Raw genomic sequence first — 14,734 nt, forward strand, 5'->3', positions numbered from 1 at the left:
ACGGCTCTTTCGGTGAAGTTGTCGCGCAGTATAACGAGCGACCCAGTGGCGGCAAAGCGCTGCCTGTGCCCGGTGGTCACTGAATGTGGTTAGAATGCGGTTTTTTTCCACTGCGGGGGTGCGCCTTGCGCGAAATCGTCCTGATTAACATCACTGGTGTCGACCGTCCCGGTCTCACTGCGGCCATCACCGGCGTCCTCGCCCAGGGTGGCGTGAACATTCTCGATATTGGTCAGGCGGTGATCCACGACACCCTGTCGTTCGGCATCCTGGTTGAAATTCCGGATACCGTGCAGGGATCCTCGGTGCTCAAGGACATCCTGTTCACCGCCTACGAACTGGATCAGCAAGTCCGTTTCACGGCGGTGTCCGAAACCGACTATCAACACTGGGTCGAAGGCCAGGGCAAGGCGCGTCACATCGTTACGCTGCTGACCCGCAAGGTCACGGCCGAGCAATTGCAGTGCGTCAGCGCCATCACTGCCAAGTACGGGCTGAATATCGATCAGATCGATCGTTTGTCCGGTCGCATGCCGCTCGACACCCCGGCCGACAAGGGCAAGGGCTGCATCGAGTTCACCGTGCGCGGCGAGCCTGCCGATCCGAAAGCCATGCAGGCCGAATTCCTCGCGGTTGCCCAGGATCTCAACGTCGATATCGCGTTCCAGCAGGATTCGCTGTTCCGTCGTAACCGGCGCCTGGCGGTGTTCGACATGGATTCGACCCTCATCGAGGCCGAAGTCATCGATGAACTGGCCAAGGCTGCGGGCGTCGGCGAGCAGGTTTCCGAGATTACCGAGCGTGCCATGCGCGGCGAACTGGATTTCAGCGAAAGCTTCAAAGAGCGTCTGGCCCTGCTCAAGGGGCTCGATGTGAGTGTGCTGGATGAAATCGGCGCGTCTCTGCGTCTGACCGAAGGCGCTGAAACGCTGTTCTCCGAGCTCAAGCGGCTGGGTTACAAAACGGCGATTCTATCGGGTGGCTTCACCTATTTTGCCAAACAGCTGCAAGCGAAGCTGGGCATCGATTACGTCTTTGCCAATGAACTGGAAGTGGTTGACGGCAAGGTGACTGGCGTAGCCGTCGAGCCGATCGTCAATGCGCAGCGCAAGGCCGATCTGTTGCGCGAACTGGCCCACAAGGAAGGGTTGAGCCTGGAGCAGACCATCGCGGTCGGCGACGGTGCCAATGACCTGCCGATGCTGGCGATTGCCGGGCTGGGTGTAGCGTTCCGTGCCAAGCCGCTGGTCAAGCAATCGGCCAAACAGGCCATTTCGACGCTGGGACTCGATGGCGTACTGTACCTGCTGGGTTTCCGCGACCGCGAAGGACAGCACTGACGCTCGGGCCGTCGTGGTCTGCCCCTGATGGCGAGGGGCCAATCGCGACGGCTGCCGCAGTGATCGCTACAGCGTGCCCCACAAGGAATCGAATTCCTGATCCGGCCTGACCTTTTCGGTTTCGGCCGCTTTCGGGGCGTCGTACATCTGATACTCGAACTGATTGTAACTGGCGCTGCTGACCTGCCGGTTGCTCAGTGACGCGCGGCGTTCTTCACCGTCGACGTTGATCATCACCTTGTTGCCCTCCTGAAACGGCAGACGCGGTGCAAGCACGGTGGGCGGTTTTTCCATGGCTCGTACTTCAGGCAGCATCAAGGTTCGCAGGTACTGGCTGTTCTGCTGTTCGCGAATCAGTTGCATACCGCACGGCTGGGCAAACGGGGCGATCAGTTCGATCCCCATCTGTGTGCCGCCGCTGCGTACCTGACGGATCCAGCGCACGATGGCAATACTCCAGCCCTGGCCTGCGTCGTCCTGAATACCCACCAGTTCGCCAGCCTGCAACTGCTGAGGCACTTCCTTCTGCCACGCCAGGCAGTAACCGCCGGGGCTGTGGTTGACGATATTCAGGTCGAAGGTCGGAAACGTGTGCTGGTTGTTGGAAAGCGATTCGCTGTCGCCGTCGTTTTTCGGGTATTCGATCTCTTCATAGGGCAGCAGAACGGATGAGCTCTTGCCGCGCTGCGTATCAAAGGCCGAGGCCCATGGATCGTCCGCGTCGTCATTGGCCATCTTCAACGAAAAACTCGCTGCACTGGTGGCGCTGTTCAACTGCAACAGCTCGCTGAACGACTTCTGGCCCGCGACATAGAAATGCAGCGCGCTCATGCCAATGCACAGTTTCAGCGTGCCCTTACCAGGCGTGCGTTGAAAGGTGCGTTCGGCCACATCGCCCCAGGCGACCGCCAGATGCTGCAGCAGGTCGGTGTTGATGCCGGTTGGAATCAGCAGCGGCGAGGGCGTGCGCTGGTCGTCGGGCAGGGCCAGGTACTGATTGATCGCTTCCGCCAGCGCGAACGTGTTGATACCCAGCAGCCGTGGAGATTGTTCGTCATTGAACAGCGTGCGATACAGCGGTGGTTTGTCGGCAGTCGGATCCAGGGCAAACAGGCTGCTCTCCTCGACAGGCGACTGCAGCTTTACCAGCGCGCTCCAGGCCTCCAGCGCATCGGCCAGTTTGCCGATGTTCAGTTGGCGCATCTGATTGCAGCGCGAGCAGCCCATCAGCAGCGCGATCACATAGGTCTGTTCCACGCTCAGCACTTTGCTGTGATGGGCCAGAGGCTCTTCGACCGGCGTGTTGTGCAACTGGTACTGACGGGCAATCTGGTAGATCTGATGCAGTTCGAGCCACAGGCCGTCCTGAACTGGACAGTAAAGCTGGTTGGCGCGAATCAGCGGCCCGTTGAGCCCGTGCAGTGCGCGTTGCAACGCGATGCTGAACAGCCCGGCCTGGTCTCGGGTGTAGCGCGGGGCGACCTGCTGAATGATTTGCTTGTAACCGGTCGCCAGATGGTTTTGCAGCGCCTGGCAGAGGTTGGCCACCTTGCGTGGTCGCTCGTCCAGCACAATGGCCTGATTGAGAAAGTGGCGTTCAAGGTGCTTGCAGACGAAGTACACCTCGGGCCGCAGCAGTTCAAGCAATTGCAGGCGGTTTTCGCTCGGGGTGATCAACTGGTTCAGCTCGGTCAGCCCTTGATAGAGTTGGCGTGCCATTTCTCCGAGGTTTGCCTTGGGCAATCTGGAGATCCAGCGTTTGAGGTCGCGGGGATTGGCTTCACTGAATGTCAGGCTCGACTGCGTCGGCGTGGGGGCACGCAATAGCAGAGGGAGGCTAAAATTACTCATGTGACAGGCAAACTCCAACAACTCACTGGCCCGGACGATGGCTTCATATGGGGGCCGAGGTTATCGCGCACCCGCGATGTGCCGAGCATACGCCCATGAAAGTGCGAAGTATCCTACAGCATCAATCGGACGACTTTACCAGTATCGACATCGCTTCGCAGCAGTTATGGCCCTAAGCTACTACCGTCCGGCGGCACGTTGCATGAGCGCCACTGTCCATCATCGGACACTCATGCATCAAGGCTCAGGCCTCCATCATGCCTGGGCCGGAACAGCCAGTGCCTGGCCCATTTGAACCTTGGAGCCAGCGGTCAGTTGTTCGGCCCATTTCACCTGACCTGGACCGAACAGCACGATGGCGGTAGAGCCCAGCTTGAACCGACCCATCTCGGCACCTTTCTCCAGGTGGATCGGTGCACGCGCCGCTTCGTCGTAGCTGAACGTCTTCAGTTCACGCTTGGGCGGTGTGACCAGCCCGGCCCATACCGTTTCGACAGACGCCACAATCATCGCGCCCACCAGTACCACTGCCATTGGCCCGCGCTCGGTGTCGAACAGGCAGACCACCCGCTCGTTACGGGCGAACAGCTCGGGTACGTTTTCGGCTGTGGTCTGGTTGACCGAGAAGATGCGGCCCGGTACGTAGACCATTTCGCGCAGCGTGCCAGCCAGTGGCATGTGTACGCGGTGATAGTCCTTCGGCGACAGGTAGACGGTTGCGAACTCGCCGCCCATGAACGGCGCTGACAGCTTGGGATCACCGCCGAGCAGTTCGAGCACGCTGAAACTGTGGCCCTTGGCCTGGAAGATCCGGCCGTGGTCGATAGGGCCCAACTGGCTGATGGCACCGTCGGCTGGCGAAAGAATCGCGCCCGGCGTGGCATCGAGCGGGCGGGCGTCGGCTTTCAATGCGCGGGTGAAGAACGCATTGAAGTGCTCGTAGGACGTCAGGTCTTCGACCAGTGCCTGCGACATGTCCACTTGATAACGGCGGGCAAACCACGCGGTGAAAGCGTTTTTGAACCAGCGCACGCGGCATTCGGCAACGCAGCCTGCCAGTCGGGACAGCAGGTGGTGCGGCAGCAGGTACTGGCTGATGATGAACAAGCGGTCTTTCATTGAAGGTCCTGAGGATGAGTGTCCTGAATATTTCTGTGAGGTCCGTCCCGGTTCGGTGGCGCGGACAGGTTCGACAGTTTCGGCTGGTGCTGGTGCTGGTGCTGGCTGCGCAGACGTGACGGGTTGTGCAACCTCGACTGCCTCGACGGGCGCGGCGGCCACATTCGGGAGTTCTACCGGTGTCTCCGGGTGATTGCCCCATTCGCCCCACGAGCCGGCATAGGCCTTGACCCTTGGATAGCCCAGCGCCTTGGCCACCAGATAGGTGAAGCCCGAGCGGTGATGGGTCTGACAGTGCGTGATGATTTCCTTGTCGGGCGTGATGCCCAGCTCGCGAAGGATCTCCGGCATGTCCTGGCGAATACGCAGGTTGCGCGCCTTGTCCATGCCCGCCGTCCACTCGAAATTGACGGCGCCGGGTATGTGGCCGCCTTTGGCCGCGACCACTTTTTCGCCCGAATACTCGGTCGGCGCGCGGGCATCCCAGATCGCCAGGTCGGCGGCGCCCAGACGACTCTGCAGGTACTCACGCGTGGCGGTAGGTTCGTCGTGCAGCGTCGTCAGCGTGACCGGGGCATCGGCAGCAGGCGGAACGTCGGTGCTCAGCGGCAGCAATTGCGCTTCCCAGGCCAGCAGCCCACCGTCCAGATAGTGATAACGGCTGTGGCCGATGACATCCAGCAGCCAGATGAAACGCCCAGCCCAGCCGCCGCCTTCGTCATCGTAGACGACATACACGGCGTCGGGATTGTGGCCCAGCTCGCCGAACAGTTGCTTAAGACTGGCAGTGTCGGGCAGCAGGCCGGGGGCAGGAGGCTTGCCCAGCTGTGTACGTTTCGGATCGACGAAGCGGGCACCGCGAATGTGCCCGGCTTCGTAGCGAGCGCTGCTGGTCAGATCCACGAGGATCAGTTCCGGGGCGTCTAGACGCTCAAGCAGATCGTTGGGTTCGATGACCAGCGACAAGCCAGTGAATGCGGACATTTGCAGCCTCCGATGAAAGGAAAGGGGCGAATTGTACGCCAGGCCTCAGGCTTTGCGATGACTAAAGATGCCCAGTGCCCGTTCAATACATTGCGCGGTTTTTCCGAATGCCTGTACGGAAATTTCCGACAAGGCCCCGCCGCCCTGGTCGGCGACCACCAGCAGCATGACTTTGCCGTTGTTGCTCAGCGAGCGAATCAGCCAGTGCTGGCCGCTGAACAGGGTTTTCAGCTGCGGGGGCAGCAGCGCGGCAAATTGCGCACTGTTGGCGGGTGTCATGCGTAACTGCGTCGGCTGGGTCAGCAGGCGTTGCAGCACGGTGCTTTCCTTGATGAACAGCTGCAAGGTAGCGGCGTCCTTTGGCAGGCCGGCAGTCTGGTTGACGCGCAGCACCGTTGACGTCTTGTCCAGCATCAGCAGCATGACCCGCTCCATGCCACACGAGATAAATGCATCGCGCGCCGAGGTGGTCAGGTGCATGGCGTTGATGAACGGGCTGGGATCCTGCAGCAGCTCGGCGCATTGCTTGCGCCACAGTTGCAGGGCGTCGGCCGATGGCGGCGGTGCAGGTTCATTGTCACGCCTTACACGCCGTGCGTCCCACGGCCAGATCAGCGATTCGGCCGGGTGCCAGAGGTCTTTTTCCGCATGGACGCGTGCGCTGCTGGCGGCATTCTGGTGCGCCTGTTGCTGTACTTCGCTCATCGACTGTTGCAGGTACAGGCTGGTCAGCCGTTCCCAGCGCAGGCAATGCGGGCTGTTCCAGGCCTGTTGTGCGGCCAGCGCCAGGCCGTTGCCCAGCAACACGGTATTGGCGGGCTGATTCAGCCAGCGGCGCAGGTTGGGGTCGTCGTCCATGAGTTGTTGCTGCTGCAGCGGGCTGTTGTCTTCGCGGGCGATGCGCAGCGCCTTGGCCAGATCGCGTCGCTCGTTGATCAACAGCTTATAGCCGCGCGTAACCCAGATCGGCAGGCGCCAGAACTCTGCGAGTGCCAGGCACAATTCCAGCAGGTTGACGCCGAACAGCTCTTTTTCCACTGCAACGCTGGAATGGCCCTTGTGGATAACCCGCAGCTCCAGTTCTTCGAGCAGCTTCGGATAGGCCAGCGCCATTGGCCAGAGCGGCGACAGAAACAGCAGGCTGCCCATGTGAATGTCCTGCCAGAGTCGCGCAAGGCGGCTGGCAAACAGGCCGTTGGCCTGTTGCGTGGCGTGCTGGCTGACCAGAATCAGCTGGCGATAGGCTGCAGGAATTTCTTCGGGCGGCTTGGCCGGCAAACGGCCCAGCAGGACTTCGGTACGCGCCAGACCCAGGCGGTTGATCGCAATTTCGAGGCTCTCGGCCTGCTCGGTCAACCCGTGGGTGTGATGGTTGGCCTCGCGCATCACGCTGAGCACCAGCGCAGGACTTTCCTGCATCATTTCGGCGATTTCACGCAGCGACCGACGACTGTCGTTCAGTGCGGCGCGGACGTGTCCATGATTGACGGCAGGGACCGGCAACGCGATGCCGTCAAGCAGTTTGACCCAGGCATCCAGCGTCTTCGGAACGAGGTGATGTGCTGCGTGTACTGTCGGCATTCGAGGGCCTGTGCGGCTGATTATCTGAGCTGGGAAACCGCCAGCGTACGGGGCCCTGAGGCCATTTTCCTCCTTTTATGGAGGCGCATAAATGGGTTTTTCAAAAGAACCGGCTATAGTCTGGCCCAGTTAGGCCGATAAGGAGAAGAAGAGATTCAACAACTTCCGGACTGTCCCTGAACCCGACTCAGTAAAGTATTTTTTCCTATGGCTAAAATCATCGGCATCATTGTCGTTATCGCAAGTGTCCTCGGTGGATATGTGCTGTCCCATGGCAAGGTCATGGCGCTGTTCCAGCCCTACGAGGTCTTGATTATCGGCGGTGCTGCGCTGGGCGCGTTCCTCCAGGCCAACCCTGGCTACATGTTCATGCACGTGTTCAAGAAGTCGCTGAAGATGTTCGGTACGCGCTTCACACATGCCTATTACCTCGAAGTGCTGGGGCTGGTTTACGAAATCCTCAACAAAAGCCGCCGTGAAGGCATGATGGCGATTGAAGGGGATATCGAAGACGCTGCTTCCAGCCCGATCTTCGCCAAATACCCGGGTGTCCTCAAGGATGAGCGCATGACTGCGTACATCTGCGACTACCTGCGCATCATGTCGTCCGGCAACATGGCTCCCCATGAGCTGGAAGGTCTGTTCGACATGGAACTGCTGAGCATGAAAGAAGACCTCGAGCATCCATCCCACGCCATTACCGGTATCGCTGACGGTATGCCCGGTTTCGGTATCGTGGCTGCGGTACTGGGTATCGTGGTGACCATGGCGTCGCTGGGTTCCGGCGACAAGGCTGCGATCGGTATGCACGTAGGTGCGGCGCTGGTCGGTACGTTCTTCGGTATTCTCGCGGCTTACGGTTTCTTCGGTCCTCTGGCCACCAGCCTTGCGCATGATGCCAAGGAAGAAATGAACGTCTACGAGGCCATCAAGGCGTCGCTGGTGGCCTCGGCCTCCGGCATGCCGCCTTCGCTGGCTGTCGAGTTCGGCCGCAAGGTTCTCTATCCGCTGCATCGCCCCAGCTTCAGCGAGCTGGAACAAGCGGTTCGCGGTCGCTAAGTCATGGAAAATAATCAGCCGATTATCATCAAGCGCGTAAAGCGCTTTGGTGGCGGACATCACGGCGGTGCCTGGAAAATCGCGTTTGCCGACTTCGCGACCGCGATGATGGCGTTCTTTCTGGTGCTGTGGCTGATGTCGTCTGCCACCCCCGAGCAATTGCTCGCGGTCGCCGGTTATTTCAAGGACCCGGTCGGCTTTTCGGACAGCGGTTCGCCGTATGTGATCGATCTGGGCGGTTCGCCAGAGATGTCGCCGAACCAGACGCTGAACCCTGAGGTTCAGACCACGCCGTCGCCGGATACGGTGCCGATCGAAGCGGAAAATGCCGAGACCAAGGCTGAAGCGGTGGAGCAGGAGCGTCTGGAGATGCTGCTCCAGGAGTTGCAGACCAAGGTCGAGGAAAATCCGCAGCTGCAGAAATTCAAGGATCAGATTCTGTTCGAGATCACTCAGGACGGTTTGCGTATCCAGATCATGGATGCGGAAAACCGGCCGATGTTCGACTCGGGCAGCGCGCGCCTCAAGCCTTATTTCGAAGACATTCTGCTGGCCCTGGCTGACACCATCAAAAGTGTGCCGAACAAGGTCAGTATCAGCGGCCACACCGATGCAACGCCTTTTGTGGGCAGTGGCGGGTTCGGCAACTGGGAGCTGTCGGCCAACCGTGCCAACGCTGCACGCCGTGCGCTGGTAGCCGGGACGTATCCGGATTCACAAGTGGCCAGGGTAGTGGGGTACGCGTCGTCTGCTCTTTATGACCGCCAGAACCCGACCAACCCGATCAATCGCCGCATCGATATCGTGGTGCTGACCAAAAAGGCCCAGCACCGCATCGAGGGCGATCAGAACTCCGGTGGTGCGCCAGTCACACCCGCCGCGCCGGCAGCACCGGCGCCAGCGACACCCGCGGTTCCGGCGGTACCTGCTGCTCCGGGGGCTTCGACAGCAGCGCCACCCGACCCGCAGGCCTACGCCCAGCCGCGCGAGATCCGGCAGAAGCTGAACATCTTTGACGATGGCAAGTTGCGGGTCGAGCCGGCCCAGAACTGAGCTGCAACCGATACAAAAACGCCGCGATCATCGCGGCGTTTTTGCGTGCGGCGTTCGGTGCTCAGTAACTGTCTTGCGGCAGGCTGGCAATGATCGAGCGGTAGCTGTTCATGCGCTGCTGTTGCACGCGGCCGTCCTCAAGCCCCTTGAGCAGGGCGCAGCCCGGTTCGCGGTCATGCTTGCAGTCACGAAAGCGGCAGGTGCCGATCAGGTCGTTGAACTCGATGAAGCCTGCCTCTACGTCGGCACGACTGACGTGCCCCAGGCCGAATTCCCGGATGCCCGGCGAGTCGATCAGATCGCCGCCGCGCGGGAAGTGGAACAGGCGCGCGGTGGTCGTGGTGTGTGTGCCCTGACCGGAAACCTCGGACAGCGGACCGACCCGAGTGTCCGTTTCCGGCAACAGGCTGTTGACCAGCGAGGACTTGCCGACGCCGGACTGGCCGACGAACACGCTGATGTGCCCGTCAAGCTGGCTTTGCAGGCTCTGCATGCCGTCACCGTGGTGTGCGGACACTTCCAGCACCGGATAACCCAGCGTGCGGTAGACCGCCAGCAGCGCATTGAGCGCGGGCGCATTCTGCTCGTCGATCAGGTCGGCCTTGTTGAGCAGCAGCAACGGACGAATCCCGGCGTGCTCGGCGGCCACCAGATAGCGGTCGATCAGGTTGGCATGCGGCTCGGGCATCGGCGCGAAGACGATCACGATCAGGTCGACGTTGGCAGCCACAGGCTTGAGCTGGCCGCGTGAATCCGGGCGGCGCAGTTCGGTGGTGCGAGGCAGTTGCGCGACGATCACGCCAATGCCCTGATTGCCGGCGCGCCATACCACGCGATCACCGGTCACCAGCGCAGGCAGGTTGGCGCGCAGGTGGCAGCGAAAGACCTGACCGGTCGCTTCGCCTTCCTGGGCCTCGACTTCGACTTGCACGCCGAAGTGAGCGATCACCAGGCCCGTCTGCTCGGGGCCGAGGTCGCCACCCTCAAGTGTTTCAAGCGTAGCGGACTCGCGTTTTGCCGCGCGGGCAGCACGCTCGCCCTGAATTTTTTCGATGCGCCAGTTCTGACGACGATTGAGTTGGCGTTTGGCCATGGGTGTTCCGATGTGATGTAACCGATGAATTAGGCAGTACGATGGATCGGCAGGAGTCTAGCACGGCAGGGTGAGCTAAACTGCGCGCCTACGCTGAGGAGTCGACACATGCAGAACAAGCAGAACCTGATCTGGATCGATCTGGAAATGACCGGTCTGGACCCTGATACCGATGTCATTATCGAAATGGCCACGATCATCACCGATAGCGAGCTGAACACCCTGGCCGAAGGTCCGGTGATCGCTGTGCATCAGAGCGACGAAACGCTGGCGAAAATGGACGAGTGGAACACTCGCCAGCACGGCGGTTCGGGCCTGACCCAGCGCGTGCGGGAAAGTACCGTCAGCATGGCTGAAGCCGAGGCGCAGACCCTTGAGTTCATCAAACTGTGGGTGCCAGAGCGCAGTTCGCCGATCTGCGGCAACAGCATCTGCCAGGATCGCCGCTTCCTGTACCGCCACATGCCGACGCTGGAAAACTACTTCCACTACCGAAACCTGGATGTCTCGACCCTCAAGGAACTGGCTGCGCGCTGGTCCCCCGAGCTGAAATTCAAGAAAGGCAGCACCCACCTGGCGCTCGATGATATCCGCGAGTCGATTGCCGAGCTGCGCTTTTATCGTGAGCACTTCATCAAGGCCTGATCGAGACTCGCAGGTGCAGTGAATAATCTTCGCTGCACTCTTTCAGTGCGTTGGTCGGCTGGTTAGACTGCGCGCCTTTGTCGCAGAGTCCCCGCCATGTTGCTGATGCTTTATCTGATCGCTATCACTGCTGAAGCCATGACGGGAGCCCTGTCTGCAGGGCGGCGCGGGATGGACTGGTTCGGCGTGGTGCTGATTGCCTGCGTCACGGCGCTGGGTGGCGGGTCGGTGCGCGACGTGCTGATCGGTCATTACCCGCTGACTTGGGTCAAGCACCCGGAGTATCTGGTTCTGACCAGTGTGGCGGCGCTGGTGACGATCTTCATCGCGCCATTGATGCGTCACCTGCGCTCACTGTTTCTGGTGCTCGATGCACTGGGGCTGGTGGCCTTTACCCTGATCGGCTGCATGACCGCGCTGGAGGCCGGGCACGGTCTGCTGATCGCGTCAGTCTGCGGCGTGATCACCGGGGTTTTCGGCGGCATCCTGCGCGACATCTTCTGCAACGACATCCCGCTGATCTTCCGCCGCGAGCTGTACGCCAGCGTGTCTTTTCTGGCCGCGTGGTGTTTTCTGCTGTGTCAGTACCTGCAACTGCCCAACGAACAAGCGGTACTGATCACCCTGTTCGGCGGCCTGCTGCTGCGCCTGCTGGCGATTCGTTTCCGCTGGGAAATGCCCAAGTTTGTCTATAAAGACGAGCCTTGAAGAGGGGGGAAGGCCACGAGCGGCATGCCCAAGCTCGTCTTGTGGGAGGCAATTTTGTTCAGTCATAACCATGTATGAGCGAGCCGGGCCACGCTTCGCTTGCTCGCGAAGGCTGACTGACAGAGGCATAAATCTCCGGCGATTGTCCCTGCCTCTTCGCGAGCAAGCTCGCTCCCATAGGAATATCCAGGGGGTACCTTTAAAGCGGCGCCACGCCGTGCCTCTGCAGCGCCCATTCCACATGCTCCCTGACCAGTTCCGAAGGATAGTCGCGCCGTGCTTGCAGGGCCTCGATCACCGGGATGGTGGAGGGCGCATTGCCCAGCCCCACGGCCAGATTGCGTAGCCAGCGCTCATAACCTGCCCGGCGCAATGGCGAGCCTTCGGTGCTGCCGAGGAATTTCTCTTCATCCCAGAGGAACAGCTCGGCCAGCCCGGCGTTGTCCAGGTTGTGGCGCGGCTGAAAGTCGCTCTGCTCGGTTGGACGGGCGAAGCGGTTCCACGGGCAGACGATCTGGCAATCGTCGCAACCGAACACCCGGTTGCCGATCAATGGCCGCAGCTCTTCGGGGATCGCCGTCTTCAGCTCGATGGTCAGGTAGGAAATACAGCGCCGCGCATCCAGCACGTAAGGGCCGATAAACGCCGCGGTCGGGCAGATGTCCAGGCAGGCTGTACAGCGCCCGCAGTGTTCGGTCGCATGGGGCGCATCCACCGGCAACGGGATATCGACAAACAGCTCGCCGAGAAAGAAGAAGCTGCCCGCCTTGCGGTTGAGCACCAGCGTGTTCTTGCCGATCCAGCCCAGCCCGGCCTGTTCGGCGATGGCTTTTTCCAGCACCGGCGCGCTGTCCACGAAGGCTCTAAAGCCAAACGGCCCGATGGCCTGCTGAATACGCTCGGCCAGTTGCTGCAGGCGCTTGCGGATGAGTTTGTGATAATCACGGCCCAGCGCGTAGCGTGAGACGTAGGCTTTTTCCGGCTCGGTCAGGCGCTGCGCCATCTCGGTGTCGCCCGGCAGATAATCCATGCGCAGCGACACCACGCGCAGCGTTCCCGGCACCAGCTCAGCGGGGTGGGAACGTTTGCTGCCATGGGCTGCCATATAGTCCATTTCCCCGTGATAGCCTGCATCGAGCCAGCGTTGCAGATGCTGCTCGTGCTCTGCCAGGTCCAGGCCGCTGATCCCGACTTCCTGAAAACCCAGCTCACGCCCCCACGCCTTGATTGAGACGGCAAGGGCGGCAAGATCATCGGAAGTAGGAAGTACAGCAGTAATAGCGGACATGCGCAGAGAGAAACCGGGGCCAAGGTGCGTATAATTCTGCCAGACATCGGAGCCCATAGACGCATGTTCGACACTAAACCTCATTTACCCGACGCGCTGTACAGCGCTGCGCAGGTCCGCGACCTCGACGCACGGCTGATTGCGGCCGGTACACCCGGCCTGGAATTGATGCTGCGCGCGGCGCAGGCGTTGTGGCACACCCTGCTTCGGCGCTGGCCGGAGGCCAACGAACTGACCGTATTGACCGGGCGTGGCAACAACGCCGGTGACGGGTATCTGGTGGCTGCCATGGCGCACAAGGCCGGCTGGCAGGTCCGGGTGCTGGCCGTGGGCGACCCGGCCGCACTGACCGGTGATGCGGCGGCGGCGCATGCTGCGGCTTTCGGTATTGATATTCAGGCATGGGCCGGGCAGCCGCTGGCCGGTGTCGTGCTGGATGCGTTGCTCGGCACCGGGCTCGACGGCGAGGTGCGCGAGCCCTATGTCTCGGCCATCAACGCGATCAACAACAGCGGTCTGCCCGTCGTGGCCGTGGATATTCCATCGGGCTTGAGTGCAGATACCGGGCAGACACTGGGTGTCGCGGTGCGTGCCGATGTGACCGTTACGTTCATCGGCCTCAAACTGGGGCTGTTGACGGGCGATGCGGCGGACCTGGTGGGTGAGCTGATTTTCGACGACCTGCGTGCGGACCCGGCGCTGGTGGCGCAAGCGCCGTTCAGTGCGAAGCGCCTCGATAAACACAACCTGCCGCCACTCGCAGCACGCCCGCGAACCGCCCATAAAGGCCTGTTTGGCCGGGTGCTGGTCATCGGTGGCGATCACGGTTTTGGCGGCGCAGCGTTGCTCAGCGCCGAAAGCGCCCTGCGCAGCGGTGCAGGCATGCTGACGCTGGCGACAAGGCCCGAGCATGTTGCGGCCGCCCTGACGCGCATGCCGGAAATCATGAGCGCGGCGATTCATTCGGCCAACCAGCTGATGGGCTTGATTGAGCCGGCCAGCGTGTTGGTGGTCGGCCCCGGACTGGGCCAGGCGGCCTGGGGGCGCAGTCTGCTGTCGGCAGCCGCCAATGCGGATGGTCCGCAGGTGTGGGACGCCGATGCGCTGAACATGCTGGCCGCCGGGCTGGTCAGCCTGCCCAAAGGCAGTGTCATCACTCCGCATCCGGGCGAGGCGGCGCGGTTGCTGGGCGTGGGCATCAAGGACGTTCAGGCTGACCGGGCTGCTGCAGTGCGGGCGCTGGCGCGTAAATTCGATACGGTTTGCGTACTCAAGGGCTCCGGCAGCCTGATTGCCGATGCCAGCGGGCAACTGGCGCTGTGCGACCGCGGTCATCCGGCCATGGCCACCGCGGGGCTGGGTGACGTACTGGCCGGATTGACCGGCGCGCTGATGGCGCAGCATCTCAAGCCCTTCGACGCGGCCTGTCTGGCCGTGTGGCTGCACGCAAGCGCCGGTCAGAAAGTCGGTGAGTGCGGTCGGGGGCTGGCTGCCAGCGATATTATTCCTGCCATTCGTCAGTTATTGGAGGAGCTGCAACCGTGTCTGATTTAACGCTGCATGTGGTTGGCGAAGAGGCAATGATGGATTTTGGTGCACGTCTGGCCAAGGTCACTGAAGGCCTTGGCGTCATCTTTCTGGATGGCGATCTGGGCGCTGGAAAAACCACGCTTTCGCGGGGATTGATTCGCGGCTTCGGGCATGTCGGGGCCGTCAAGAGTCCTACTTTCACGCTGGTCGAACCTTACGAAATCGGCGCGATAAAGGTGTTTCACTTTGACCTTTACCGGCTGGTCGATCCGGAAGAACTCGAGTACATGGGCGTGCGTGATTACTTCGACGGCGACGCACTTTGTCTGATTGAATGGCCCCAGCGTGGTGCAGGCTTTTTGCCAAAGCCTGACCTGACCATTACCATTGGGCCGCACGGAGAAGGTCGGTCCGTGATATTGAGCCCGCTGGGCTCGCGTGGCGAACGTTGGTGTGCCACTTTGGCTTTGGAATTCAAATAGA

12 protein-coding genes and 1 pseudogene are annotated in these 14,734 nt (G+C 61.2%); 7 read left to right on the top strand and 6 right to left on the bottom strand.

Annotation, left to right across the window (positions count from 1 at the left end):
- Positions 1-125 precede the first annotated feature (125 nt).
- Entirely contained in the window at positions 126-1,340 is a 1,215-nt protein-coding gene (serB, locus tag P406_RS09705) for a phosphoserine phosphatase SerB (RefSeq protein ID WP_024649469.1), read from the top strand.
- Between the two features lie 66 nt (positions 1,341-1,406).
- Here the strand turns inward: serB and P406_RS09710 are convergent, their stop codons facing one another.
- The 4 genes and pseudogenes from P406_RS09710 to P406_RS09720 form a co-directional block, all read right to left on the bottom strand.
- Positions 1,407-3,191, bottom strand: a complete 1,785-nt coding sequence (locus tag P406_RS09710) for a cyclic-di-GMP receptor FimW-related protein (protein ID WP_046236070.1) — start codon at positions 3,189-3,191, stop codon at positions 1,407-1,409.
- A 255-nt stretch (positions 3,192-3,446) separates the two neighbouring features.
- Positions 3,447-4,310 (bottom strand): archaetidylserine decarboxylase, encoded by an 864-nt coding sequence (asd, locus tag P406_RS29770; RefSeq protein ID WP_024640312.1) that lies wholly within the window; start codon positions 4,308-4,310, stop codon positions 3,447-3,449.
- Between the two features lie 168 nt (positions 4,311-4,478).
- Positions 4,479-5,294 (bottom strand): annotated as a pseudogene (locus P406_RS29775) (rhodanese-like domain-containing protein); the annotation flags it as partial.
- Positions 5,295-5,339: 45 nt separating this feature from the next.
- Positions 5,340-6,875: an HDOD domain-containing protein gene (locus tag P406_RS09720; protein WP_003414465.1), complete on the bottom strand. Its 1,536-nt coding sequence runs from the start codon at positions 6,873-6,875 to the stop codon at positions 5,340-5,342.
- A gap of 207 nt (positions 6,876-7,082) precedes the next feature.
- Between P406_RS09720 and motA the strand changes: the two genes are divergently transcribed.
- Complete coding sequence (gene motA / locus P406_RS09725) at positions 7,083-7,934, top strand: flagellar motor stator protein MotA (RefSeq protein ID WP_032697730.1); 852 nt, start codon at positions 7,083-7,085, stop codon at positions 7,932-7,934.
- A gap of 3 nt (positions 7,935-7,937) precedes the next feature.
- A complete protein-coding gene (motB, locus tag P406_RS09730; RefSeq protein ID WP_046236071.1) occupies positions 7,938-8,987 on the top strand; it encodes a flagellar motor protein MotB in 1,050 nt (349 codons plus the stop codon).
- A gap of 61 nt (positions 8,988-9,048) precedes the next feature.
- Here the strand turns inward: motB and rsgA are convergent, their stop codons facing one another.
- Positions 9,049-10,080 carry a small ribosomal subunit biogenesis GTPase RsgA gene (gene rsgA / locus P406_RS09735; RefSeq protein ID WP_003317188.1) on the bottom strand — a complete coding sequence of 344 codons (1,032 nt, stop codon included), beginning with the start codon at positions 10,078-10,080 and terminating at the stop codon, positions 9,049-9,051.
- 108 nt (positions 10,081-10,188) lie between these two features.
- On the opposite strand from rsgA, the gene orn reads away from it, so the two are divergent.
- The gene (gene orn, locus P406_RS09740) at positions 10,189-10,725 is read left to right on the top strand and encodes an oligoribonuclease (RefSeq protein WP_003342999.1); all 537 of its coding nucleotides are present in this window, start codon (positions 10,189-10,191) and stop codon (positions 10,723-10,725) included.
- 96 nt (positions 10,726-10,821) lie between these two features.
- Positions 10,822-11,433 (top strand): trimeric intracellular cation channel family protein, encoded by a 612-nt coding sequence (locus P406_RS09745; protein ID WP_003343002.1) that lies wholly within the window; start codon positions 10,822-10,824, stop codon positions 11,431-11,433.
- 199 nt (positions 11,434-11,632) lie between these two features.
- Here the strand turns inward: P406_RS09745 and queG are convergent, their stop codons facing one another.
- A complete protein-coding gene (gene queG / locus P406_RS09750) occupies positions 11,633-12,721 on the bottom strand; it encodes a tRNA epoxyqueuosine(34) reductase QueG (RefSeq protein ID WP_046236101.1) in 1,089 nt (362 codons plus the stop codon).
- Between the two features lie 63 nt (positions 12,722-12,784).
- On the opposite strand from queG, the gene P406_RS09755 reads away from it, so the two are divergent.
- Both P406_RS09755 and tsaE read left to right on the top strand, forming a co-directional pair.
- Entirely contained in the window at positions 12,785-14,275 is a 1,491-nt protein-coding gene (locus P406_RS09755) for a bifunctional ADP-dependent NAD(P)H-hydrate dehydratase/NAD(P)H-hydrate epimerase (protein WP_046236072.1), read from the top strand.
- Positions 14,263-14,733, top strand: a complete 471-nt coding sequence (tsaE, locus tag P406_RS09760) for a tRNA (adenosine(37)-N6)-threonylcarbamoyltransferase complex ATPase subunit type 1 TsaE (protein WP_003317192.1) — start codon at positions 14,263-14,265, stop codon at positions 14,731-14,733. Before P406_RS09755 ends, tsaE begins: the two co-directional genes overlap by 13 nt.
- Position 14,734 lies beyond the last annotated feature (1 nt).

Origin of the sequence: Pseudomonas syringae pv. coryli str. NCPPB 4273, assembly GCF_000972175.1 — a bacterium.
GTDB classification, from domain to species: domain Bacteria; phylum Pseudomonadota; class Gammaproteobacteria; order Pseudomonadales; family Pseudomonadaceae; genus Aquipseudomonas; species Aquipseudomonas syringae.

Bases quoted from the DNA above. Each gene is read 5' to 3' on its own strand.
- orn (WP_003342999.1), top strand. From the start codon at position 10,189: ATGCAGAACAAGCAGAACCTGATCTGGATCGATCTGGAAATGACCGGT.
- rsgA (WP_003317188.1), bottom strand. From the start codon at position 10,080: ATGGCCAAACGCCAACTCAATCGTCGTCAGAACTGGCGCATCGAAAAA.
- P406_RS09720 (WP_003414465.1), bottom strand. From the start codon at position 6,875: ATGCCGACAGTACACGCAGCACATCACCTCGTTCCGAAGACGCTGGAT.
- P406_RS09710 (WP_046236070.1), bottom strand. From the start codon at position 3,191: ATGAGTAATTTTAGCCTCCCTCTGCTATTGCGTGCCCCCACGCCGACG.
- queG (WP_046236101.1), bottom strand. From the start codon at position 12,721: ATGTCCGCTATTACTGCTGTACTTCCTACTTCCGATGATCTTGCCGCC.
- P406_RS09745 (WP_003343002.1), top strand. From the start codon at position 10,822: ATGTTGCTGATGCTTTATCTGATCGCTATCACTGCTGAAGCCATGACG.
- motA (WP_032697730.1), top strand. From the start codon at position 7,083: ATGGCTAAAATCATCGGCATCATTGTCGTTATCGCAAGTGTCCTCGGT.
- asd (WP_024640312.1), bottom strand. From the start codon at position 4,310: ATGAAAGACCGCTTGTTCATCATCAGCCAGTACCTGCTGCCGCACCAC.
- motB (WP_046236071.1), top strand. From the start codon at position 7,938: ATGGAAAATAATCAGCCGATTATCATCAAGCGCGTAAAGCGCTTTGGT.
- P406_RS09755 (WP_046236072.1), top strand. From the start codon at position 12,785: ATGTTCGACACTAAACCTCATTTACCCGACGCGCTGTACAGCGCTGCG.